The 24,388-nt window shown below is 43.2% G+C and carries 20 protein-coding genes and 1 pseudogene; 16 read left to right on the top strand and 5 right to left on the bottom strand.

Annotated features, from left to right (window positions below; translation table 11 throughout):
* Nucleotides 1–160: 160 nt before the first annotated feature.
* The 10 genes from rsmG (at nucleotide 161) to JMX63_RS08855 (ending at nucleotide 10,130) form a co-directional block, all read left to right on the top strand.
* Nucleotides 161–877: a 16S rRNA (guanine(527)-N(7))-methyltransferase RsmG gene (rsmG, locus tag JMX63_RS08900; RefSeq protein WP_201572085.1), complete on the top strand. Its 717-nt coding sequence runs from the start codon at nucleotides 161–163 to the stop codon at nucleotides 875–877.
* A 240-nt stretch (nucleotides 878–1,117) separates the two neighbouring features.
* Complete coding sequence (locus JMX63_RS08895) at nucleotides 1,118–1,897, top strand: ParA family protein (protein WP_102078567.1); 780 nt, start codon at nucleotides 1,118–1,120, stop codon at nucleotides 1,895–1,897.
* Between the two features lie 157 nt (nucleotides 1,898–2,054).
* A complete protein-coding gene (locus JMX63_RS08890) occupies nucleotides 2,055–3,206 on the top strand; it encodes a ParB/RepB/Spo0J family partition protein (protein WP_201572084.1) in 1,152 nt (383 codons plus the stop codon).
* A gap of 85 nt (nucleotides 3,207–3,291) precedes the next feature.
* Nucleotides 3,292–4,017, top strand: a complete 726-nt coding sequence (locus tag JMX63_RS08885; protein ID WP_227673297.1) for a MotA/TolQ/ExbB proton channel family protein — start codon at nucleotides 3,292–3,294, stop codon at nucleotides 4,015–4,017.
* A gap of 65 nt (nucleotides 4,018–4,082) precedes the next feature.
* The gene (locus tag JMX63_RS08880) at nucleotides 4,083–4,514 is read left to right on the top strand and encodes an ExbD/TolR family protein (protein ID WP_201572083.1); all 432 of its coding nucleotides are present in this window, start codon (nucleotides 4,083–4,085) and stop codon (nucleotides 4,512–4,514) included.
* Nucleotides 4,515–4,655: 141 nt separating this feature from the next.
* Nucleotides 4,656–6,377, top strand: a complete 1,722-nt coding sequence (gene msbA / locus JMX63_RS08875; RefSeq protein WP_201572112.1) for a lipid A export permease/ATP-binding protein MsbA — start codon at nucleotides 4,656–4,658, stop codon at nucleotides 6,375–6,377.
* Nucleotides 6,378–6,443: 66 nt separating this feature from the next.
* On the top strand, nucleotides 6,444–7,574 hold the full coding sequence (lpxK, locus tag JMX63_RS08870) for a tetraacyldisaccharide 4'-kinase (protein ID WP_201572082.1): 1,131 nt from the start codon (nucleotides 6,444–6,446) through the stop codon (nucleotides 7,572–7,574).
* Between the two features lie 49 nt (nucleotides 7,575–7,623).
* Nucleotides 7,624–8,436 (top strand): 3-deoxy-manno-octulosonate cytidylyltransferase, encoded by an 813-nt coding sequence (gene kdsB / locus JMX63_RS08865; RefSeq protein WP_201572081.1) that lies wholly within the window; start codon nucleotides 7,624–7,626, stop codon nucleotides 8,434–8,436.
* Nucleotides 8,437–8,540: 104 nt separating this feature from the next.
* Entirely contained in the window at nucleotides 8,541–9,671 is a 1,131-nt protein-coding gene (locus JMX63_RS08860) for a DNA polymerase III subunit delta' (protein ID WP_201572080.1), read from the top strand.
* Between the two features lie 111 nt (nucleotides 9,672–9,782).
* Entirely contained in the window at nucleotides 9,783–10,130 is a 348-nt protein-coding gene (locus tag JMX63_RS08855) for a PilZ domain-containing protein (RefSeq protein ID WP_201572079.1), read from the top strand.
* Between the two features lie 165 nt (nucleotides 10,131–10,295).
* Here the strand turns inward: JMX63_RS08855 and ppk2 are convergent, their stop codons facing one another.
* Both ppk2 and JMX63_RS08845 read right to left on the bottom strand, forming a co-directional pair.
* The gene (ppk2, locus tag JMX63_RS08850; protein WP_264757029.1) at nucleotides 10,296–11,375 is read right to left on the bottom strand and encodes a polyphosphate kinase 2; all 1,080 of its coding nucleotides are present in this window, start codon (nucleotides 11,373–11,375) and stop codon (nucleotides 10,296–10,298) included.
* Nucleotides 11,376–11,560: 185 nt separating this feature from the next.
* A complete protein-coding gene (locus JMX63_RS08845; RefSeq protein ID WP_201572077.1) occupies nucleotides 11,561–13,090 on the bottom strand; it encodes an acetyl-CoA C-acetyltransferase in 1,530 nt (509 codons plus the stop codon).
* A gap of 548 nt (nucleotides 13,091–13,638) precedes the next feature.
* Here JMX63_RS08845 and JMX63_RS08840 point away from each other — a divergent pair.
* The 4 genes from JMX63_RS08840 (at nucleotide 13,639) to JMX63_RS08825 (ending at nucleotide 18,624) form a co-directional block, all read left to right on the top strand.
* Nucleotides 13,639–15,039, top strand: a complete 1,401-nt coding sequence (locus JMX63_RS08840; RefSeq protein WP_101205406.1) for a 3-oxoacyl-ACP reductase — start codon at nucleotides 13,639–13,641, stop codon at nucleotides 15,037–15,039.
* Nucleotides 15,040–15,363: 324 nt separating this feature from the next.
* Complete coding sequence (locus tag JMX63_RS08835) at nucleotides 15,364–16,278, top strand: MaoC family dehydratase (RefSeq protein ID WP_201572075.1); 915 nt, start codon at nucleotides 15,364–15,366, stop codon at nucleotides 16,276–16,278.
* Between the two features lie 163 nt (nucleotides 16,279–16,441).
* Entirely contained in the window at nucleotides 16,442–16,909 is a 468-nt protein-coding gene (locus JMX63_RS08830; RefSeq protein ID WP_406947840.1) for a serine/threonine protein phosphatase, read from the top strand.
* Between the two features lie 278 nt (nucleotides 16,910–17,187).
* On the top strand, nucleotides 17,188–18,624 hold the full coding sequence (locus JMX63_RS08825; RefSeq protein WP_201572073.1) for a serine hydrolase domain-containing protein: 1,437 nt from the start codon (nucleotides 17,188–17,190) through the stop codon (nucleotides 18,622–18,624).
* A 61-nt stretch (nucleotides 18,625–18,685) separates the two neighbouring features.
* Here JMX63_RS08825 and JMX63_RS08820 read toward each other — a convergent pair whose 3' ends face one another.
* The 3 genes from JMX63_RS08820 to JMX63_RS08810 form a co-directional block, all read right to left on the bottom strand.
* The gene (locus tag JMX63_RS08820; protein ID WP_160020873.1) at nucleotides 18,686–19,927 is read right to left on the bottom strand and encodes a cation:proton antiporter; all 1,242 of its coding nucleotides are present in this window, start codon (nucleotides 19,925–19,927) and stop codon (nucleotides 18,686–18,688) included.
* A gap of 246 nt (nucleotides 19,928–20,173) precedes the next feature.
* A complete protein-coding gene (gene ilvD / locus JMX63_RS08815; RefSeq protein ID WP_201572072.1) occupies nucleotides 20,174–22,060 on the bottom strand; it encodes a dihydroxy-acid dehydratase in 1,887 nt (628 codons plus the stop codon).
* Between the two features lie 206 nt (nucleotides 22,061–22,266).
* Nucleotides 22,267–23,079 (bottom strand): hypothetical protein, encoded by an 813-nt coding sequence (locus JMX63_RS08810; protein ID WP_201572071.1) that lies wholly within the window; start codon nucleotides 23,077–23,079, stop codon nucleotides 22,267–22,269.
* A 204-nt stretch (nucleotides 23,080–23,283) separates the two neighbouring features.
* Here JMX63_RS08810 and JMX63_RS08805 point away from each other — a divergent pair, with 204 nt between their 5' ends.
* Both JMX63_RS08805 and JMX63_RS08800 read left to right on the top strand, forming a co-directional pair.
* On the top strand, nucleotides 23,284–24,276 hold the full coding sequence (locus JMX63_RS08805; protein ID WP_201572070.1) for a hypothetical protein: 993 nt from the start codon (nucleotides 23,284–23,286) through the stop codon (nucleotides 24,274–24,276).
* Nucleotides 24,277–24,304: 28 nt separating this feature from the next.
* Nucleotides 24,305–24,388, top strand: a pseudogene (locus tag JMX63_RS08800) (IS1595 family transposase); the annotation flags it as partial.

Below are 24,388 nucleotides of genomic sequence, written 5' to 3'. Positions count from 1 at the left end.
GACTTAATCAGCGAATTGGAGGCAATCAAAGCAGAATAACGCCTCATGATCAGCGTAGATAGTATAAGATGTCCCACATTGGCGCAATCTGCAACTATTCAATGGGCAGACTGCATGATAAAATAAACGGTTCACAAGTCAAAACTGGATAACTCGTTGTATGTCAGCTTCCGCTAAAAACTCTTCATCGTCTGCTAGTATGGGTAATATCAATATTGATCCGGCTGGTTTCGTAAAGCTTGGTTCGCAATTGCCAAAGCTGGCTAATATCTTGGCGCAAGCGATAAATGAGCTGGGTCTGCCGTTAAGTGAAACGCAGCAGCGTACGTTATTATTGTACTTAGACCAGCTTTTACTATGGAATAAAGCGTATAATCTGACCGCGATCACTGATCCAGAAGAAGCGCTGATCAAGCATGTGATAGATTGTCTGTCTATTATAACGCATTTACCCGCCGGATCGTTGCTAGATATCGGCACGGGAGCAGGATTACCAGCAGTGATTATTGCCATTTGTCAGCCTGAGCGCCAGTGTACGGCGCTTGATAGCAATCAGAAGAAAGTCCGCTTTATTAAGCAAATCAGCAGCGAGCTTGGTTTGAGTAATATGCAGCCGATCGCATCGCGTATTGAAGCGCATGAAGCAAGTTATGCTGTGGTGACATCACGAGCGTTTGCCAGTTTGATAGATTTTGTAGAAGTAGCGCAGCCAAGATTGGCAGATGGCGGCTTCTTATGTGCTATGAAAGGTAAAGTGCCGAGTGAGGAAGAGCTGCAAGCACTCGATAGTGATTGGCATATCAAAACTATTAAACTGACGGTGCCACGTTTGCACGACAGTCGTCATTTAATTGAAATGTCTGCCAAAGACAGCTAAGGCATAAACACTTCGCAGTCATGAAACAGGTACAGTTTTTTGTGAAACACAGTTTACGTCTGTATCTAAATGACATAGTATTTAAAAGCATTTAAAATGCTCGACCGCAAACTGAGTATTTTAGACCAAAAATTGCTTATTTTTAAATACTGAGTAAGTGTCGCTGTACAAGATTGAATAAAAAAATAATCGTACCAACCGAGTCAAAAGTAATAGACCCTAATAAAATTGAGTGAGTGTATGGAAATCATAGCCATTGCGAATCAAAAAGGCGGTGTGGGTAAAACCACAACGGCAGTAAATTTGACCGCCAGCTTGGCTGCTAAACGCAAGCATGTACTGCTGATTGACTTAGACCCACAAGGTAATGCGACCAGTGGCACAGGTGTTGACAAAAACGAGTTGGATCTTACCATAGCGGACGTTTTGCTAGATGGTGTCGCGTTGTCTGAAGCAATTGTTACTAGTCCTGCAGGGTTCGATGTCATCGGTGCCAATCGCGATTTGGCTGGTATGGACATTACCTTAATGAGTAAGACAGATAGTCATGAGCTGTTCAAAACCGCCATGGCTGAATTGGTTAACGATCAGGTATCCACACAAAAACAGCCATACGATTATGTGATTATCGATTGTGCGCCTAGTTTGAATCTACTGACGATTAATGCGTTGGTGGCTACGGACAGTGTGATTATTCCTATGCAGTGTGAGTACTATGCACTAGAAGGATTGGCCGACTTATCGCAAACGATTGAACGCCTTACAGAGTTGAACCCTAAGCTATATATTCGCGGTGTGGTCAGAACGCTATTTGATGCGCGTAATACGCTTGCTCGTGATGTATCTACTGAGCTAGAAGCGCATTTTGGCGATATCATGTACAAGACTCATATTCCAAGAAATATTCGCTTGGCAGAAGCCCCTGCGCACGGCTTACCAGTTATTGCGTATGAGAGATGGTCAAAAGGTGCACGCGCGTATCAAAAGCTTGCCGCTGAAGTGATGAAACAAAGTAGCTAGTTATTATCTAAAGTTCTTACAAAGAATTTTTAGATAAAAAGTGTCACTGATCAGCACAGTGAATGAATAGCATAAATATAGAACACTTAACATTGTATTTAGTAAGCCGCATTAGTAATCGATTGGCTTTTATTTTAGCGTTAGAGGATAGGTAATCATGGCGAAGAAAAGAGGGTTGGCTGCTAATCGGGGCTTAGATGCCTTATTAGGGTCAATCAAAAAAGAAAAGCAAATTACCGCCTCTGCCTTGCAAGACGACATGGTGGCGCGTGAAAATGCTGCGCCAGATGCTAATGTTCCTGTAGATACTGTGTCCACAGATATAGCGCCTGATATCGCTCCGACAAAAGCCAGTAAAAAATCATCTGCGAAGACTACTGATAATGATGCTGCTAGTGAGAGTAGTACTCGCGCGCCACGTTCACCTCGTGCTACCAGCAAGGCGTCGCTCAACAAATCGCGTGGCAATAGTGCAGATACGAGCGCAACCGAAGATCAGATTAGCCTTGTACAAATCGATGTCACACGCTTGCAAGCAGGTAAGTATCAGCCTCGTCGTGATATGAGTGAGACAGCACTTGCAGAATTGGCGTCTTCTATCGAGCAGCATGGCGTGATGCAGCCTATCGTTATCCGTCCACTGTTGGCAAACGAAGATAAGAGTGAAGCATTTGTCACTCACGAAATTATCGCTGGTGAACGCCGCTGGCGCGCAGCAAAAATGGCAGGAAAAGCGGTTATCCCTGCGATTGAGCGTGCCTTATCTGATGAGTTGGCAATTGCATTAGCACTGATTGAAAATATTCAGCGTGAAGACTTGTCAGTGATTGAGCAGGCGGCAGCATTGCAGCGCTTTCATACGGAATTTGGTATGAGTCATGCCATGATCGCTGAAGTCGTTGGCAAGGCGCGTACGACAGTATCGAATCTACTTCGTTTAAATCAGCTGCATGATACAGTAAAAGACCATTTAGCCAACAGTGCGCTAGATATGGGTCATGCTCGTACACTTTTAGCATTGTCCTCTGAACAACAACCTATCATCGCGCAAAAAATTATTGATGGCGGTATGACCGTGCGAGAGGCTGAAAAATTGGTCAAATCGATTTTGCAGCCAGCGCCCAAAATCAATCGTGCTGAACAAGCGCAATCTCGTGATGTAGAGCGTTTGACCCAAAGATTGACAGACATGCTTGGTGCTGAAGTCAAACTAAAGCATAAAAAAGATGGTCAAGGTAGTGTTGAGATATTTTTCCACAATCAAGACCAATTAGCTGCGTTGATTAAACATATAGAAGCTCAAGCTTAAGAACGTTTGCGAGTTAGCCGTATCTATCCAATTGCTAAGTCGCCTCTGAACATTTATTTTTGCAAAAATATGGAAGAGAGTAGGTATGTGGGAGTTGGTAAAAGCAGGTGGCTGGCTAATGACACCTATCGTGGTCTGTTCTATATTGGCATTAGTCATCATTATTGAACGTAGCCATACGCTACAGTTTAACAAAGTCGCTCCTAGCAGGTTGCGCGAACAGCTAATAACTCGTTTACGTGAAAATGGCGATATTGGCCGCACACAATTGATGAATGTAAAAGAAAAGACGGCGCTTGGCGATATCTTGGCAACGGGTTTGCTATATCGTCAGTATGGGCTAGAATCGATGACAATGCACATGCAAAATCGTGCCAGCGTCCAAGTTCATCAGTTAGAAAAAAACATCAATATGCTAGGTACTATCGGTGCGATAGCTCCGTTGCTTGGCCTATTAGGTACCGTATTAGGAATCATCTCGTCATTTTTGGCGATTACCGATGGTGCCATGCAAGATCCGACGATGCTAGCCGCTGGCGTGTCACAGGCACTAATCACTACCGCTGCTGGTATGATTGTTGCTATCCCTGCGCTGGTTGCTTATCGTTATTTTCAGCGCCGTATCATTGATATTAATGCTCAGTTTGAGACTCAAGCAGGTCTTATGATTCAAGAGTTGTATGACTATCACTTGCTTGCTAGTGCGCAGGCATCTACACCTTCTAGCCGTATGTCAATAGAAGATAGTATTGCACAAGAACGTTCATTCGGTGGGTTGGATTCGGATAAAACTAGCATAGCGGCAGTGTAGTCAATGCGGTTTTGAAGAATAGAAGTCTTGAGCCTATAAATGGTAGATGAATTAAAGAGATTGATATGCGTTTTAGAAAACCAACGGTTGAATCGCTTGAAATTAATCTAACACCGATGATTGATTGTTTACTGTTTTTGATTGTGTTTTTATTACTTGCTACCTCATTTAATCACTTTAGTCGTTTAAATATTATCCTTCCTGAAGCGGAAGGTGTTGCACTGACAGAACAAAACAATAGTATCGAAGTAGCTGTGCAAGAAGATGGTAGCTATTTGGTCAACGGCATTACACTTGCTAGTAGCAATGAGGCTGAACTGACTAGTATGTTGCAGCAAGAGGCGGGCAGCAATCGCGATATGCTATTTGTCATTGCAGCGGATGCCAATGCGACTCATCAGTCTGTGGTACGAGTGATGGATATCGCTGGAAAGCTCGGGTTTTTGAATTTAAACATTAGTACAGTGGTACCACTTGGCCAAACGCTGCCGCAATAACAGATATAGTCTTATCATCATAAAACTGTGTGACACACAGCCCATTCATACCATGATACCCAAATTGAGGCTTTTATGAGCCAAGCTTATTTACCTGACTCTAAAAAATCTTCTGCTAAAAATGCATCGGCAGTATCGCCCATTACGCCTAAGAGTAAGACGTTATTACGCTTGTTAAGGTATTTAAAGCCTTACTGGTGGGCATTGCTATTGACGGCTTTAGGTTTTGCGATTAATGCAGGGACAGAGATTTGGACTGCCAAGCTTCTGCAATATATTACTGATGCTATCAATCAGAATGATCGAAGCAAACAAACCTTATTTCCACTATTGATTATATTGCTATTCTTTGTGCGCGGGGTTGGTAGTTTTTTGGGTAACTATTACTCTGCATTGGTCTCACGCAACTTAGTCTATGAGCTACGTGTAGAAGTTTTCAATAAATTACTGCGCTTGCCTAGTTCATTTTATTTGGCCAATCCAGCCGGTACGATTTCATCGAAATTGATATTTGATGTTGAGCAAGTCACGGCTGCCAGTACAGACTCAATGAAGACCTTGCTGCGTGATGGTTTGACCGTTGTCGCGTTGATTGGTTTTTTGTTTTATAGCAATTGGCGTCTAACGCTTATTCTATTTGTGGTACTGCCACCAATACTATGGCTGGTGCGCATTGCATCAAAGCGCTATCTTAAGCTCTCAAAAGGTATCCAAGAGACGATGGGTAATGTCAGTCACATTACCAATGAAGTCATCGGCGGCTATCAAGTGGTCAAAAACTACGGTGGTCAATCATACGAGTCAGCACGTTTTGACAAAACATCCAAGAAAAACTTACGCCAAGGTATGAAGGTGGTTGTTACCAATAGTATTAATACGCCAGCCGTACAGCTGTTGATGGCGGTTGCGATGGCCGTTGTCGTCTGGCTTGCGTTGCGACCTGCAGTAATAGATGATATTTCAGCAGGTGAGTTCATCTCTTACATTGCAGCAGCAGGTTTATTGAGTAAGCCAGTACGTTCACTAACCGATATTAATCAGAAGCTGCAAAAAGGTCTGGCTGCCGGTGAGTCGATTTTTGCGCTACTTGATGAGCCAGAAGAAGAAGACACGGGCACAATCAGCAAAGCGCTATCAGGGCAAATGTCGTTAGATAATATCAGCTTGGTATATCCAGATTCGACGGTGGCTCTACGTGACTTTACCTTGAATATTAAAGCAGGCGAGACAGTTGCACTAGTAGGGCGAAGTGGCGCGGGCAAGTCCTCACTAGTCAATTTATTAACACGTACTCTAGAGACGTCTTCAGGGCAAATCACATTGGATGGTATGCCTATTGAAGATATTAAGTTAGAGAGTTTGCGTGCCCAGATTGCAATGGTGAACCAACAAGTAGTATTGTTTAATACTACCGTACTTAATAATATTGCTTACGGCAGCCTAGCTGACAAGACTCAAGCTGAGGTTGAACAAGCCGCAAAAGATGCCTTCGCTCATGACTTTATTATGAAAATGCCAAACGCTTATCAAAGCGAAATTGGTGCCGAAGGGTTGCAACTATCTGGTGGTCAGCGTCAGCGTTTATCTATTGCTCGTGCGCTACTAAAAGATGCACCGATTCTAATTTTAGATGAAGCCACTAGCGCACTTGATAATGAGTCTGAGTATTATATCCAGCAAGCGCTCGATAATGTGATGAAAGACCGCACCACACTGGTCATTGCCCATCGATTGACAACTATCGAATCGGCGGATCGTATTGCTGTAATGGATGGCGGCCAGATTGTTGAATTAGGAACGCATCATGAGTTAATGCAGCTACAAGGCCACTATGCGCAAATGTATGCTCGAGATTTCGAGTAGTCAGTTTAGAAGTTTTTAGCCAATTTTTATGCAGCCATGAACCAATAAGATAAGCGATATTGATTAATGAGTATTGAGACGACAGTCACCCGCGCATGGCAACGTCAAGCTGTTTGGTTGTGGTTGTTGCTGCCTATCAGCTGGTTGTACGGTTTCATCACCTTCTTGCGTCGTCAAGCTTATAAGGCTGGCCTACTATCAAGCTATCGAGCACCTATTCCCGTGATGGTCATTGGTAATATCAGTGTGGGCGGTAGTGGTAAGACGCCGCTGATTATTGCTCTGGTCAGCTACTTACAGAAAAAAGGCGTAAAAGTAGGGGTAATCAGTCGCGGGTATGGCGGTGATACGAGTCAAATGCCTGTATTGGTTAGTGCTACCAGTTTACCTCATATAGTCGGAGATGAGCCGTGTTTGATTGCTCATATGACAGGCGCTGCTATGGCAGTGTGTCCCAATCGCCAACAAGCGATTGCTACTCTGTTAAAGGCAGATCCTAATTTGCAATTGATTATTGCAGATGATGGTTTGCAGCATTATGCACTACAGCGTGATATCGAATGGATTGTGGTAGATGCCGCTCGTGGGTTTGGCAATAAGCAGCTATTACCAACAGGTTTTTTGCGTGAGCCAGTGTCACGGTTAGAGGGTGCAAATGTTATCTATCATGAAAAGCCAAGTACAGATTTAACTCGGACTTCTAGAAGTGGTAATAAGATACAGTCTACTGACCGTTTGACCATGCATTTGCAACCAGCTGAGTTACAGCGCCTATGGAATCATACATCGAGTGCAGCTCAACTTAATAGTGTGAAGCCTACCACTAACAGCCGAGTTCATGCTGTTAGTGGTATCGGTTATCCACAGCGATTTTTTGATACCTTAGAATCTATTGGCTTTGAGGTCATAGGGCATCCTTACCCTGATCACTATGATTTTAGTTTGGCTGAGCTTTTACAATATAGTGATTATCCTATCATCGTGACCAGTAAAGATGCAGTGAAAATTAGCGCATTATTGGCGGACTATACAGCGACACAAGCACTCAGTGATGAGTATGTAAAACTTGTCAGTAGACTATGGGTATTGCCAGTGACGGCTGTATTATCTGAGAATAGTTACCATAATCTAGATGAGCAACTAAAGGCGCTAGGGATTCGTAACGACCATGATATGAACACGTCAGCCTTATTGTAAACATCAGCCAATATTTTAAATCTCCGTACCACTTTTATAGGAATACGCCATGTCGTTCGCCACCACGCCCGCTAAAACCCATATCGTGATTCCTGCACGTTTTAAGAGTACGCGTTTACCTGGTAAGCCATTGCTAACTATTCATGGTAAGCCGATGATACTTTGGGTAGCAGAAAAAGCGCAGACAGCAAGTTTTGCTGATGACATGTGTATAGCGACCGATGATGAGCAAATCGCAAAAGTTTGTATCGATGCAGGTTTTGATGTGGTTATGACCAGTAGCGAGCATGCTTCAGGTACGGATCGTTTGGCAGAGGTAGCAGCTATCAAAGGTTGGGCTGACCACGATATTGTGGTGAATATGCAAGGCGATGAGCCCCTTGTACCGCCATTGCTTTTGGAGCAAGTACAGGTGCTTTTGGTAGCGGATGAGGATAGCGTGATGGCCACACTCTGTGAGCCTATCGATGACTATGATACGTTCCAGCGGCCATCGGTAGTAAAAGTGGTCAGCCAATTTGCTAATAACTTACAGCGTGCGCTCTATTTTAGCCGCGCACCGATTCCTTGTGATCGTGACGTTGTATTAGCTGATAATAACCAGATGCAACCACCGAAGAACGCCTATCGCCATTTGGGTTTATATGCTTATCGTGTCAGTCTATTACAGCAGTTCGTAAACTGGCCACAAACGCCACTTGAGATACTCGAAAGCTTAGAGCAATTACGTGTTTTAGAAAACGGTCAGCATATCGCTATCGCGGAAGCTGCCTGTCAGTTACCAGCTGGTGTGGATACACAAGAAGATTTAGACCGTCTAAACGCGATGAGCTTAGATAGCTTTCAGAACCCTACTAAGTAATAGTCTGAGCAAAGTTGCGTGCGATTATAAGCTTCATACAACGCTAAAGTATCGTTGTCGTGGCTATACCTAAAGTACCTAATCAATGTGATAGAGCCATAACCATGAATAATTTGACAGGAAATATGGACGCACTAGATAACATAGACCGTATATATTTTGCGCCACTATTGCCATGGCAAAAAGTACTGTGGTTACAGTTGACCGAGCGCGTACTTAAGCAGCAGTCTTTGCCGCATGCATTGCTCGCTGCTGGTATGCAAGGTATGGGCAAACGCGCCTTTGTATGGCGGTTGGTCGCTTGGCTATTATGCCGTGAGCGTGGTACACACCCATTAGGTGCTTGTGAAGTATGTGAGAGCTGTCAATGGCTCAAGTCGGGAACTCATCCGAGCTTGCAAGTATTACCACTCGTTAGTATGCCTATCAGTGCCGAAAGCGATGCGCTTCAAGAAAAATCAAGCAGTACAAAAGATAAAAAAGGCGCTAAAGCTACTAGCAATAGTGCACTTAAGATCAAAGTAGATGATATTCGTGCTTTGCAGCCTTTTATTTATCAAGGCGGGCAAGGGATGCGCATCTGTGTATTAGATCACGCTGAAAAAATGACGGTGGCCGCTGCTAATGCGCTGCTTAAGACATTGGAAGAACCGCAAGCGCAGGTGCATCTGTTTTTGATTAGTGATACGCCTGCTCAACTATTGCCAACGATTAAGAGTCGTGTGCAACAGTTAGCATTACAGACAATTGAGCCGACTGTTGCTGTCGATTATGTGACGCAGGCGCTAGGTCATACGATTAACCGCGAAGCCGTCGGTACCGCTGCGATTGAGCAGTTGATACAACTGGCCAATGGTGCGCCGTTAGCTGCTATAGCTTTGGCACAAGCACCATGGTATAGCAAGCGCAGCCTATGGTTGACCACATGGCAGGCGCTACGTAGCGGTAAACGTAGTGGTGTGGCGGCGAGTGATTATTGGCAAAGTCAGCTCAATATTAAAGAATTTATACAGTTATCTGAGCTGATGCTCCTTGATATACGCCGTGTCTGTTTGGGCCTTGTTGAACTACAAAAGGATGTCAATCTATCAACGATATTGGCGACTTATCAGCCTACTGATAGCGGGTTAGAGGCATTTGCCAACAGCGTACAGCAGACCAAAATTGCGCTGCAACAAAATGTGCAAGAAAAATTTGCCTATGATAAGCTAATGCAAGAATTGGCAAGCTTATAGAGCCATGCTTGAGCGCTTAATTGTTGTTCGAAAATTTGCAATTGTTCTTAACTATATACTATCGATTATTTATATAAACATATTAAACCCAGTTGAGGAAGGAAGCTGACTATGGCAATGCCAGGACGTGGCGGGATTTTAACCTGTCATTATGAAAGTATCGAAATGTTATATGCCAGCTATTTGTCATTTGTCAGTAATGGCGCTTTGTTTGTACCGTCGGACAAACTTCAGCAATTGGGTGATGAAGTGTTTATCGCTATCACGCTACCCAACTCTAGTGAACGCCTACCAATGAATGGTAAGGTGGTTTGGATTAACTCTAAGAGTCAAGGTAGTCGCCCAGCAGGGTTTGCTGTGCAAATTGGTAGTGATGTCTCTGGCCAAAGAATCAAGAATGAAGTTGAGCGCTTATTAGCTGGAAAAATCGATAGTTTGCAATCGACTTATACTATGTAGTATCTAGGTAATAACTAGGTAGTATCTAGAAATCACACATGTATCTTTGATGAGTTTGGCTGTGGTTTTGAACTTATTAATATAAAAAAGCAGCCTTATTAATTAGTAAGGCTGCTTTTTTCGATCAAGTTTCTTTAGATTTTTATAGTAGTAGGCGCTAGTCGCTTAATAACGAGGCGGTACATACATATCATCGGGAATAGGTTCGCGGTAATATTCATCATCGCGTTTGCGATTGGGTAACTCAATTTCGTCACGAGGCACTTCTTTGTAAGGGATTTGGTCGAGCAGATGGGCAATACAGTTCAGTCTAGCACGTTTTTTATTATTGCCTTCGACAACCCACCAGGGTGCTTCAGGAATATGAGTACGCTCAAACATAGTTTCTTTTGCTTTGGTGTAATCTTCCCAGCGTCGGCGCGACTGTAGATCCATTGGTGAGAGTTTCCACTGCTTAAGCGGATCATATATTCGGCTCATAAATCGTGCATGTTGCTCATCATCAGTGATAGAAAACCAGTATTTCACCAAACGAATGCCTGAGCGTACGAGCATACGCTCAAACTCTGGTACTGATTGAAAAAATTCCTCATATTGCGCGTCAGTACAAAACCCCATGACACGCTCAACGCCTCCGCGGTTGTACCAACTACGGTCAAACAATACGATTTCGCCTGCTGCAGGCAAGTGGGCCACGTAACGTTGGAAGTACCACTGCGTTTGCTCGCGCTCAGTGGGAGCCGGCAGGGCAGCTACCCTGCAAACGCGTGGGTTTAATCGTTGGGTAATGCGTTTAATGGCGCCACCTTTACCAGCAGAATCCCGCCCTTCAAAAATAACGACGATACGCTCACCGCGATCAACTACCCAATCTTGTAGTTTTATCAGTTCTCGCTGTAGTCGTACCAACTCTTGAAAGTAGGTGCGTCGATCCAGTTTTTCTTGCTCGCTCATCTCACGTCCGTTAAAACGAAAGTCACGTGCATAGTCATCTATTTCATTTTCTAGTTCTTCATCATATGTATCGATTAAGTCTTGGTGCATTTTTCGACGTAAATCATCATCAAGAATGTCTTTTTCGATGCGTTCAGTAAGAATGGCTTGTTCCTGATGGTACCGATCTACATCCTCCTCAGTCGTTAGAGATTGAAAATCAGCGGTTGTAAGCGGTTCTGTCATCACCAGTTTTTCAGAGCCAAAAATGACTTGCCTCATTTTTCTTAATAAAATTTTTGTCTTACCCATAAATATTACCTTTGTTTTGCGTATCGGCTTTTTTAAGAGGCTACTATCTAGGTCGTTTCTATCATAGCAAAGTACAGACAATAAAAAATGCCCTTTAAATAAATTAAAGGGCATTTTTTATTGATAGATATGTACTGATTAGAATAATAAGTCAGCGTATCTTTTTCACTTAAAAGTGACCAAGCTTATTTTTCTAGGATACAAGTCACACCTTGACCACCTGCTGCGCAGATAGAGATAAGTGCACGGCCCGAACCTTTTTGATCCAATAATTTAGCAGCAGTAGCTAGAATACGACCACCAGTTGCCGCAAATGGATGACCTGCCGCTAGTGATGAACCGTTTACGTTTAATTTGCTACGATCGATAGACCCTAATGGGGCATCTAAGCCTAGGCGTTCTTCACAGAATTTCTCATCTTCCCAAGCAGCTAAGGTTGATAGTACTTGTGAAGCAAAGGCTTCATGAATCTCATAAAAGTCAAAGTCTTGTAGAGTCAGACCAGCGCGTTCAAGCATACGTGGTACCGCATAAGCTGGTGCCATTAGTAAGCCTTCTGTCGTGCCAGATTTACCGATGAAGTCTACCGCTGCGGTTTCTTGATGGACAATATAAGCAAGTGGTTTTAGCCCGTGCTCTTTTGCCCACTCATCAGTACCCAATAGCACACAAGAAGCACCGTCAGTAAGCGGCGTAGAGTTGGCAGCTGTCATCGTTGGATTGGCATTTTTTCTACCAAATACTGGCTTTAATTTACCCAGTTTTTCTAATGTAGTATCTGGACGCAAGTTGTTATCACGAGTTAAGCCTTTGTATGGCGTGATCAAGTCGTCAAAGAAGCCTTCGTCATAAGCGCGTGCTAGGTTTTGATGGCTGTTAAATGCAAGCTCATCCTGCGCTTCACGGCTGATATTCCACTCAAGCGTGGTAATCGCTTGATGATCGCCCATTGATAAACCAGTGCGCGGCTCACCGTTTTGCGGTGAATCGATTAAGTCTTTTGGATTTAGACCCATTAACGCTTTTAGACGTTGTTTATTGTCTTTTGCTGCACCAAGTTTGATCAGTACTTTACGTAAGCCATCGCCGACAGCGATAGGAGCGTCAGAAGTAGTATCTACACCACCAGTGATTGCCGAATCGATCAGACCAAGTGCAATCTTGTTAGCAGAAGCAAATGTCGCTTGTAAGCCAGTACCGCAAGCTTGTGAGATATCATATGTTGGCGTATGTGGGTTTAGCGCGGTATTTAATGTGGCTTCACGAGTAAGGTTGATATCACGGCTAAGTTTCATGACTGCGCCAGATACCACTTCACCTACGGTTTCGCCTTGCAGGTTATAACGCTCAACTAAACCGTCCAATGCAGCTGTTAGCATATCTGTGTTGCTAACATCAGCGTATGATCCATTTGAGCGCGCGAATGGAATACGGTTACCACCTAAAATAGCAACACGGTTTAGGTTTGAAGCTGGTTTGCTCGCGCTGGCTTTTTTAGCTGGAGCAGGTTTTTTAGCAGCAGTGGTTTCCACTTTTTCATCGACCGCTTTTTTGCTAGCAGTTTCTTTAGCGCTAGTATCTTTAGCGCTGGTGTCTTTAGTCGAGGTGCTTTTTGCAGCGTTTTCTTTTTTTGCTGTATCTGATTTTGTATCCGTTGCTTTAACAACTGTACTTTCAACAACAGGGCTATCTGGATGATTGTTTTTATTACTCATAATATTATCCTTAAAAAGTATGGGTAGAAGTAAAAAGTGATAGGTAATAATAAAAAATAGTTAAGTTATTTTATACAAGCAAATATTATCATTTATTACGCAGTACAGCTGTTTATCATAAGGCGTTTTTATTCACTTAATGTATCTCTTTAGCAAACTATGTGACGCTTGTATGAGGTCGGTAGTAGATTCATGACCATGACGCATCGCTCTAATAGACTGGCTAGTAAGAAATATTAGCATTGCATAACAGTACGTTTGATAATATATTGTTATCAATAATTAAGTATGCCATAACCTATAGGTCAGATTTTAACATGTTATAGTGGCGCTTAACGCTGCTAAAAACGACTGGCTTGTATACTGACTTGTTTACAGATTGTTGTAGACATTATCTGTTTTTGGACTTGTTTATAAGGGAAGTGTATAGTTAGGCTAGTTTTGAGGCGATTTACTAAATTTAAATAATTACGATGTCAATGTCTCTATATAATAGATTCATTGCATTTTTTATTATTATACGAATCATTAATTATAAGGATTATATTATGTCAGACCGTTACGGTGATTTTGTTCAATCTTCTATTGGCAAAAAAGTAGCAAAAAACTTAGGTTTGCCAATGCCAACGACGCTTGATCGTTTCGAAAGTGGCGAGCGTCTAGTGCGTGGTAGCGTATTGGTTGGCCGTGCTACTGGTGATGACAAGAGTGTCAGTGAGTCTGTTGCCCGTATCCTGTCAGACGTCCATGCCGAAGTATATGTAAATAGCAGCGATGATATCAAAGACGCACTTGCTGATGCAGGCGTAGAGGCAAAAGCCAACACGGGCGGCGATGATCAATTCAAAGTACTGCTTTTTGATGCCAGTAATATCAGCAATGCTGAACAGCTAAAAGAGCTTTATGAGTTTTTCCATACAGTTGCACGCCGCGTAGAAAAATCAGGCCGTGTGGTTGTGGTTGGTCGTACGCCAGAGAACATCACTGATATTGAAACAGCAATGGCTCAACGCTCGCTTGAAGGTTTTGTGAAGTCAGTGGGTAAAGAGTTTAAGCGCGGTATCACAGCGCAGCTGATTTATGTTGAAGAAGGCGCAGAGCAAAACCTAGATTCAACCTTACGCTTTTTTACCTCAGCTCGTTCAGCTTACGTATCAGGACAAGTAGTACGTGTCAGTAAAGGCAGCTCAGTCGATGTTGATTGGAACCAGCCTTTGGGCGGCAAGACGATGCTAGTGACTGGCGCAAGTCGCGGTATTGGCGAAGCTATCGCTCGTGTATTGGCTCGTGAAGGGGCTCATGTTATCTGTCTAGATGTACCACAGCAGCAAGCTGACCTACAAAAAGTTGCTAGCGAAATCAGTGGTTCTGCTTTGACAGTAGATATCACTAGTGAAGACGCTGGTGCAGAAATCGCTGACGCTGCTCAAAAACGTGGTGGTCTAGATTCAATCATCCATAATGCTGGCGTGACTCGTGATAAGACGTTGGCTAAGATGGATGAGAAAAAATGGAACATGGTCATTGATATCAACTTAGGCAGTATCGCTAGATTGAACCGCTACTTGTTGGACAATGACGTACTGAAAGAAAACGCACGTATCGTATGTGTGTCGTCAATTTCAGGTATCGCGGGCAACATGGGTCAGACCAACTATGCCACTTCTAAAGCTGGGGTAATTGGTTTGGTTAACGCAACTGCCAAGCAATTAGAAGACAATGCTAAAGGCATGACGATCAATGCAGTCGCTCCTGGTTTCATCGAAACCCAAATGACAGAAGCCATTCCATTTGCTATTCGTGAAGCTGGTCGCCGCATGAACTCAATGAGCCAAGGCGGCTTACCAGTAGATGTGGCTGAGACTATCGCATGGTTCGCGTCACCTGCGTCTGGCGGTCTAAATGGCAACACGGTTCGCGTCTGTGGTCAAAGCTTACTTGGTGCATAATGTTGATTAATTGACAGGTATATGTGAGAAATAAGGTACAGATAGAGACAGTAGTTGTATCATATGAGCTATTATTCCTCGTTTGTATCACATATGCTTACGAAATAATCTCTGATAAAGTGTAATAAAGCTGCCCAAGGGTGGCTTTTTTATGATAAAAACACAAGAACCAATAGCCAAACTATTTTTTGCTATTAAAGATACTCATGAGGTTGATTAAATTTAATGCTTATTAGATGATTTAATAGTAGGCTTTAGTCAATGACTGCAGATTGTCTTTATAAACGTTAAAGAACTGGTTCAAGCCACACTTAGGATGTACTTATGTCAGACAAACATTATGATGCGTTGCCAAAAGCGCACACCACTTACGCCAATATTGTCAAAAGCTTATTGCCTATCGGTAATGGTGGCAAGGTCAGTAGAGACCAGTTGCCACAATCTACTTACTATGTAGATGACTTGCATATCGATCAAGAAAACCTAGACGACTATCGCAAAATTTGCGGTTTTGCTGATGATGGCAAAGTGCCAGCGACTTACTTCTCGGTATTGTCACAGACGCTGCAGATGAACATGATGGTCAAAGAGCCATTCCCATTTGCCATGCTAGGTCTTGTTCACGTTGATAATAGTGTTACCCAGTATCGTCCGATTGGAGAGCGTGAAACGGTAGCAATGTCGGTCACTTTTGATAACCTGCGCGATCATGCCCAAGGTCAGCAGTTTGACTTTGTCACTATCGTAAAGTCAGAAGATGAAGTCATCTGGGAAGGTACGTCGACTTATTTATCACGTAGCAAAAAACCTAGTAGTAAAGATAAAAAGAGCGCACCGCGTCCGGTCATGGTCAAGCCTGGAGTAAACGAAGAAGGTGTTCATAGCATCTTTGAAGTGCCAGAAGATATCGGTCGTCGTTATGCCTTTGTCTCAGGCGACTTTAATTTGATTCATTTGCATCCACTATCAGCACGCGCGTTTGGTTTCCCTAAAGCGATTGCACACGGTATGTGGTCAAAGGCTAAGTGCCTTGCTCTAATGGGTGACTTGCCTGATGCTTATACAATTGACGTCTCATTTAAGCTGCCTATCTTTTTGCCAGCTGAAGTAGAGCTGATTGCTGAGCCAGTAGCCCAACTTACAAACATAGATGATACTTGTGAGTTTGGACTGTATAGCTCTAAAAACAATAAACCGCATTTAGCGGGTGTTATGGCCCTAAAGAGCGACAGCAAGTAGAGTAAGTATCATAAAGCTTCTATTTTAACAGCCATATTTAACGTACATATTTATTATTATGACTTCACAAAACATGCCTTCAGAAGAAAACGCGATAGCCATAGATCAAACAGAGAGCTCGATAGCAACCGATACGGTCGCCGCTAATGATAGCGGCGCTAACATGCATATTAGTGCCGATAATGGCATTGATTTGGCCGATATCTTTGAGCCTTATTTTCGTCCAGATGCAAACACTATCGTGTGCGGTGCATTAGATGACGGAAAAGTTGCGGCTTTAGCGAAAGCAGGCGTCGAGCTGGTCATCAACTTGCAGCCTGACGACGAGTTGATCTTTGATGAGGCATCAGCAGTTGAGCAAGCAGGTATGCACTACGAACAGCTGCCTATCAGCGGTGCTAAAGAGCTAAAGCAGCTTAAGATATTGGCATTTGATAATGTATTGCGCCAGCACCATGGCAAAAAAGTCGCTATGCATTGTGGGTCGGGTAATAGAGTAGGAGCTGCAATAGCGCTGCGGGCAGGATGGTTGCGTGGACGTAAGATGGATACGGCTATGGAACGTGGTCGCAGTTATGGTTTGACCAAGCTTGAACAAGAAGTTCATAATCGTTTGCTAGTACCGCGTTAACTAGATTTGTGGCATTGAATATTATTGCTGTCTTAGACGTTAGCAAAATTTAAAAATGTTATCGGAATAAATAATAAAAAAGGCGACCAATAGGTGGCCTTTTTTATTGGCTCACAATTCATTTATACTGGTTCAAGTATTTTATATAATCAAAGAAATACTTGTGCAATCTGTAATCGGCTACCTTGTATGCGTTTTAGACTTCTTTGACTATAGCTTATGTATTACTATCATCTTAAAACTAGAATAATTTATATCACTGGAGCAAGGTAATAATAATGGATCATAATACAGAAAATTCTAATACACCCATAAACGCTGACTTTCAAAAAAAATTACAGCAATTACTGACAGATTTACAGCTTGATGATGCACCTGCTGGCGGGGCTGTGGCCGTGTATCAAGCAGGTCAGTGTATAGCACAAGCCAGTACAGGTATGGCACGCTCTGATATGTCGTGGCAGCCTGATACGTTGGCTATTAATTTTTCTACCGGTAAAGGGGTATTGGCAACATTGGTTCATGTGCTGGTTTCGCAGCAACTGATCGAATATGACAAACCTATTGCCCATTATTGGCCAGAATTTGCTGCAAACGGCAAAGACCAAATTACGTTGCGACAAGTCATGTCACATCAGGCCGACTTGTTTTCGATCCAAAGTATCGAGGTCGATAGCGAGACGGTACTTGATTGGGATACAATGCTGCGCCACATTGCAGCGATGCCTATTACTTCTCCCGAAGATGCGCCCAAGTATGACAGCGCTTATAGTGCATTAGTCTACGGTTGGATATTGGGCGGCTTAGTAGAGGCGGTTACGAACTTATCATTCGCTGAAGCACTGCGCCAGTATCTAACAGAGCCTCTGGGCATTGCCGACAGCTGCTATTTTGGTGTGCCAGATAGCAAAGTAGATCAGGTGGCGAAATTGGCCAAAGATTTTGAAGAAACAGAAGATATAAGCTCCCAATTAAAATCAAGACGCCAAAAACCAACCTTAAAAGTAGACTCTCAAGAGACTTTACGTACTTATACAAGCTTACCTAGTTATCATTACTGGCAACAGAAAATGCTAAATGACAAGCGTGCAGCTGAGACGCAAAGTAGCCTTGATAACAGCCTTGATGAAAATCTAAATAACCCTGATACTGACAGCATACAACCTATCTTGAATACGGCGCGTATTAATAGCTTATATTTCAATACCAGTCAGCTTAATCTAAAGAACTATAAGGCGGCGCTGATACCTGCTGGCAAACATGCCCTTGATTATCATAAGCGCCAGACGCTACAAGCTGTCATTCCAGCGGCAAATGGTGTCGCTTCCGCTAAAGCACTGGCAACGATTTATGCAATGCTTGCTAATGGCGGTGTATGGCAAGGGAAAACACTGATCGATAGTGCTACTTTTGAGCAGTTATCTACTCCGCAGGTTGAGGGTTTAGATGCGGTTATGCCAGCGGCTATGAAATGGCGATTGGGCTACCATAGATTATTTAGCTTGTATGCTAACAACGATGATACGGATAAGAGAATGAGTTCTGATTTATCAGGATTTGGGCATATGGGATATAACGGATCGGTTGCTTGGTGCGACCCTGAGCGCCAACTGTCATTTGCTTTTATTCATAATTTTGATACCACTATGCTCAATGACGTTCGTCAGTTTGCGCTGACAGAAGCCGTCTTGAGCTGGGTAGAAGAGATACTTTAATAACGCCAACTTCAATCGCGAATTGATTCTGTTTCAAACATAAGCAGCATTAATTTTAATGCTACTTTTTTGGTGTCATTTTAAGCAATCTTGATGCGCTAAGACCATGGATAAAGATAGAAGTCAAAATAACAATCGAACAAACAATCCACAATTTAAGCGCATCTTCATCCGCGAAGAAACCTTGATTGAGCGCATAGGAAAGATAATATAGGGTACCGATACCGCGAATACCCAAAGCCGATATCGCATATTTTTCGGTATGAGGTAAGTTCAATCCTGATAAGGCAATAAATCCACCAATCGGACGTATAAGTAGTAAGAAGGTAAAGCTGACGATATAGACGCGCCATGTCAACTCGACACCTGCCTGCAACCCTTGACCAAGGAACATACCGAAGATAACGAGCACCAATGACATCAGTAAGCCTTCTGATTGCTCAGCGAAATCATGCAGTTTTTGATGATAAGTATGCTCACACTCTGAGCGACGAAACGCAAATGCGGCCACGAATACAGCGATAAAGCCATAACTGTGTACATACTCTGCAAGTCCATAGGCTAGTAGCGTCAATGCAATAACCACATAGCCTTGCGAGATGGTAGTCTCACGGGTATGTTTAGAAAACACGACTTTAGCCAATACTTTACCAACCAATACACCTACCACTACACCTGCGCCAATCTTCCACAAGACGTCATGAGTAAACCACGACCACAGCATCTCGTAAGTAAAGGCTTTGCCTTCACTGAATGCTTCCGCAATTTTAATCGCTAGATACACAAACGGAAAAGCCAGACCATCGTTCAATCCTGCCTCTGACGTTAAAGTAAAGCGTGGTGTGTCTTCTCCTCCTGTATTGGGAGGTCCCACCTGAATGCTCGAAGCTAACACTGGATCAGTAGGCGCTAACACTGCACCTAACAAAATAGCTGCACCAAGGCTCAAACCAAACGCGTAATACCCCAAGACTGCCATCGCAAAAATACCAATAGGCATGGTAATGAGTAGCAGTCTTACTGTTGGTCGCCACAATCGCCAAGACAACTCTGTATCGATTTTAATACCAGCACCAACCAATGAGACCAATACAACAATTTCAGTCAGTTTCTCGATGAGTAAGCCGTTATCAAGTGGGTCTAAAAAGGATAAAGACGTCCACCAGTAGCCCATCATCAGACCGAAGCTGACTTGGAGCATCGGTAAAGAGATAGAGGTGCGCTTAAAAATAACAGGAAACAAGGCCCCGAGTAAAAAGGCAATCCCGCAGATTAATAAGAATAAGTTATATTTTTCAATCATAAGGTTTACGCACGTCGTTATATTTTAAGGGTCGATTTTATGAGGATAATTTTAGATATTGATGACAATTCACAGCAATAGTTGATAGTCAGTCACTGATACCCTTTATCATGACGTCAAAATAAAATAATTACCGCAAAAAATAGTTATCAAAACGACAGCTACGTTGTTTTTTGGTGAAAAAAAAGCCTGCTTTGCGCAGGCTTAATATTCTTATCAGTATGTCTGGAGCATTTAGTTTACAGACTAGCGCTCGACTTGGCTCACGTCACGTACGGCACCAGTATCAGCACTGGTAGTCATAGCAGCATAAGCACGTAATGCCGGCGAGACATGACGATCACGGTTGACAGGTTTCCATGCATCACGTCCACGCGCTTCCATGGCTTCTCGGCGAGCGGCTAAGTCTGCATCACTCACTTGCATGTTGATGGTACGGTTTGGGATATCGATATGAATACTATCGCCTTCTTCGACCAAACCAATCGCCCCGCCTTCAGCAGCTTCTGGGCTAGCATGGCCAATTGATAGACCTGATGTACCACCAGAGAAGCGACCATCAGTCAGTAGGGCGCATTCTTTACCCAATCCTTTTGACTTCAGATAAGTCGTTGGGTATAGCATCTCTTGCATACCAGGGCCGCCTTTAGGGCCTTCGTAGCGAATGATGACCACATCGCCTGCAACGATTTGATCAGCCAATACCGCAGCAACCGCATCATCTTGTGATTCAAATAGACGCGCGCGACCAGTAAAGGTCAAGATGCTTTCGTCGACGCCTGCGGTTTTGACCACACAGCCGCGCTCAGCGATATTACCATATAGTACGGCTAAGCCGCCATCTGTAGAGTAGGCGTGTTTGGCACTACGGATACAGCCTGACTCACGGTTGACGTCGAGGTTTGACCACTCTTTTGATTGTGAGAATGCTTCCGTGGTACGTACGCCACCAGGTGCTGCAAGGAAGCGTGCGCGAGCTTCATGGTTGTCAGGGTTCATGATGTCCCACTTACCGATCGCTTCTTTCATCGTTGCGCTATGGATAGTCGGTACATCAGTTTTTAGTAACTCGGCGCGATCAAGTTCAGCAAGTAATGCAAAGACACCGCCAGCACGATGCACATCTTCCATATGGTATTTCTGTGAGGCAGGGGCTACTTTTGCCAGACAAGGTACACCGCGACTTAGACGGTCAATGTCAGCCATCTTAAATTCAATCTCTGCTTCATTGGCCGCAGCAAGTAGATGCAAGATGGTATTGGTAGAACCACCCATGGCGATATCTAAGCTCATGGCGTTTTCAAAAGCAGCTTTGGTAGCGATAGAGCGTGGTAGTACAGAGTCATCATCTTGCTCATAACGACGCTTGGCTAATGAGACGATCGTACGACCCGCTTCTAAGAATAGCTCGCGGCGCAATGAATGAGTAGCTAGTAGTGAGCCATTACCTGGTAAGGCTAAGCCTAAAGCTTCGGTCAAGCAGTTCATCGAGTTGGCTGTAAACATACCAGAGCATGAGCCACAAGTAGGGCAGGCTGAGGCTTCGATAGCAGCGACGTCTTCATCACTGATGCTATCATCAGCAGCGTCCATCATCGCATCGACAAGGTCAAGTTTGCGAACAGCACTGCTGTCACTACTATCGGTATTGTGGCTCTTACCAACGGTACTGGCTAAGATTTTGCCCGCTTCCATTGGGCCACCTGAGATAAAAACCACTGGTATGTTAAGGCGCATGGCGGCCATCAACATACCCGGAGTGATTTTGTCACAGTTAGAAATACAAACTAGCGCATCTGCACAATGAGCATTGACCATATATTCGACAGAATCAGCGATCAAATCACGGCTTGGTAGCGAGTACAACATACCGCTATGGCCCATCGCAATACCATCATCGACCGCAATGGTATTGAACTCTTTTGCAACGCCGCCTGCTTGCTCAATCTCACGGGCGACCAGTTGTCCAAGGTCTTTTAGATGCACATGGCCGGGTACAAACTGGGTAAAAGAGTTAGCAATCGCAATGATTGGCTTGCCAAAGTCGCCGTCAGTCATGCCGGTTGCACGCCATAATGCGCGCGCGCCTGCCATATTACGACCGCCGGTAGAGGTTTTTGAGCGATAATCCATGTGATATTCCTTACAAATAGGCGGGGTTATAAAAATGTGCACCCTCAGTTTTAATAGGGATAGTGTGCTTTTTATAGAGAGTGAGTACTAGTGAATAATACTAATTCGTTACCATACCATTAGATATGAATAACTAAAAACAATATGCTAATAACAGTGAATTAATAATCACAAGCGATGAGCGAAAAAACAGTTATTCAAAATAGCTATTCAATACGTTCTAATATGGCTTTGTCAAACCAAGGAAGATCGGCTTTGTCTGCTTCTAGTTTTACAATGGCTGCAAGCGCATGAGTAGCCAGTAGCTGTTGATAATCGCCACTAGCTTCAATCGTCAGCAATGATTCGGCAGGTAGTGCTTGCGTATTGGGGTTTTGCTCGTCAATACTAATTAATATTTGCTTATTATTTTTATAAAGGACGTCTACACGACCAAAAAACTGCCAGTCTTTAAAAGCGGCAATAATAGCGTCGGCAGCATCCTTGGTATATACCTGCTGCGTCTCTTTACCCGTATTGGTCCAATGTAGCCTTACGGCCAATTGCAATGCCTCACTAAATACTACCAACGAGCCGATAATTTTCACATGCCAAGGACTGGTCAGCAGCTCTTCGTCAATGCCAATTAATTTGGTAGCTTCATGAGCCGACATAGGTGTATTGAACTGAATCAGTAGCTCAGGAGTGAGCGGGTGCGTTTGTTTGATCGCATCATCTAAACTGTCATAGTGATACAAAAAAGGCAATGGCAAATCTTGCGTGACAGTCTTCTTTATAATTTTACAATTGTGTATCTGCCAGCTGATGGCTTTATCAGTCAATGCTTCTGCTAATATGATAGCGTTCGGATCGATGGTTTGAGTACTATTGTCAGGCTCAGTACTAAGTTGCTCTAAGTCAGTACTATCAGGCACAGGGACATTTGATCCAGACATTTGGGCATTGTCATTGAGTGTTGAAGACGGGTCGCCGTTATCTAGGCTATCTGATCTATTGGTTGGCAAAGTAGGTAAATCCATAAGCATAGTGTTATTAAAATAGAGGGTTAATATAACATTTTAAGGGCATGGCCTGCTAATAAATTGGTGATCTGAGGAAGTGATTTATGCTGATAAAAGAATATCATTGGGTACATAGTCAATTATGAACTAGTCGTATTTTGTTTATTAAAAGAATGTAGAATATAACCGAATTTTTAGATAAGTATATAGATAGAATAATTAATGAAAAAGTTCTCCGATAACGAATCCGTCCAAGAATGGATGACATCAAACCGTCTCCATGAAGAGTATCTCTTCTTTTATTTACTCATCTGCCTATTTTGGTTTTTCGTTGGTTTGTTTTCTATCGGTATACGCATACCTGTATTTAACGATTTGCAAAATCTAGCATTTAATACGGTATGGTTTTTAATCCTATGTGTCGCATTAAGCGTCCCCAAATTTTGGTATTTTTTGATAAAAGGGCGTCATGGCCAATTGTTTCAAGCCACTGCCAAAGTGTATGAAACGCTAGACAGCATAGAGGATATTAAACAAAAAGAGCAGGTACATAAGCAGATTACTAGCAATGGCAAGTTGCCCCCTAACCGACTAGAAACGCTATCACTGGCATTTTTATTTGCATTCATACTCTTCGATATATTGTATACCCGCTGCTGGATAAGAGATCTGAGCCTAGTGTGGCAGCCTGACTGGGTCAATGCCTGCATTGGTTGGGTACATAATAACCTATCGATGCCTCCAATTAGCGAAGACAGACAGATTTTTAATTTATGGTTCGATGATGGTCACAATGACACAGTATTGAAAGAGTATTTTGGAGATGAATGGGCATTTTTGGCTTCTCCATTTGGTGATGCCGCAATGTTTTACCACTTTATCCGAGTGATGATGTTTGTTCCTATCTTAGCGGCATTGTCGATTGTATTGTGGAAGCCGCTGAAATGGCTAGGAATGCAGCAGATTGATCCTAGAAATATTCACAGTGTCATGTCTTTTTTACGTAGTTGTGCTTGGTCGCTTATTTTTGCATTTTTTATGGCGATTGGTATGTGGGGGTTCTTGACCAATACCACTTGGTTTACGTTGGGCTTGATAGATCAAGAAGCATGGTTCGAGAATTTATACATCAACGGTTTATACATATTTATCGTTTTTGGTATCCGGTTTTTTTATGGTTGGTTTGTTTTTTGGAAAAATATTTTGGGGCTGTAGTAGATAAGCACTATGCTAGACTACTTTTATGAAGATAACCCGTTGTAAACTAAGTAAAAAAGCACAGCGAAGGCTATTAGAGTTTTTCACGGCTGAAGTAACTGCTAGAACA

This window comes from Psychrobacter nivimaris, assembly GCF_904846365.1.
GTDB lineage: Bacteria > Pseudomonadota > Gammaproteobacteria > Pseudomonadales > Moraxellaceae > Psychrobacter > Psychrobacter nivimaris_B.
Note: the sequence above shows the minus strand (reverse complement) of the source record. Positions and strands in the feature narration are given on the sequence as shown.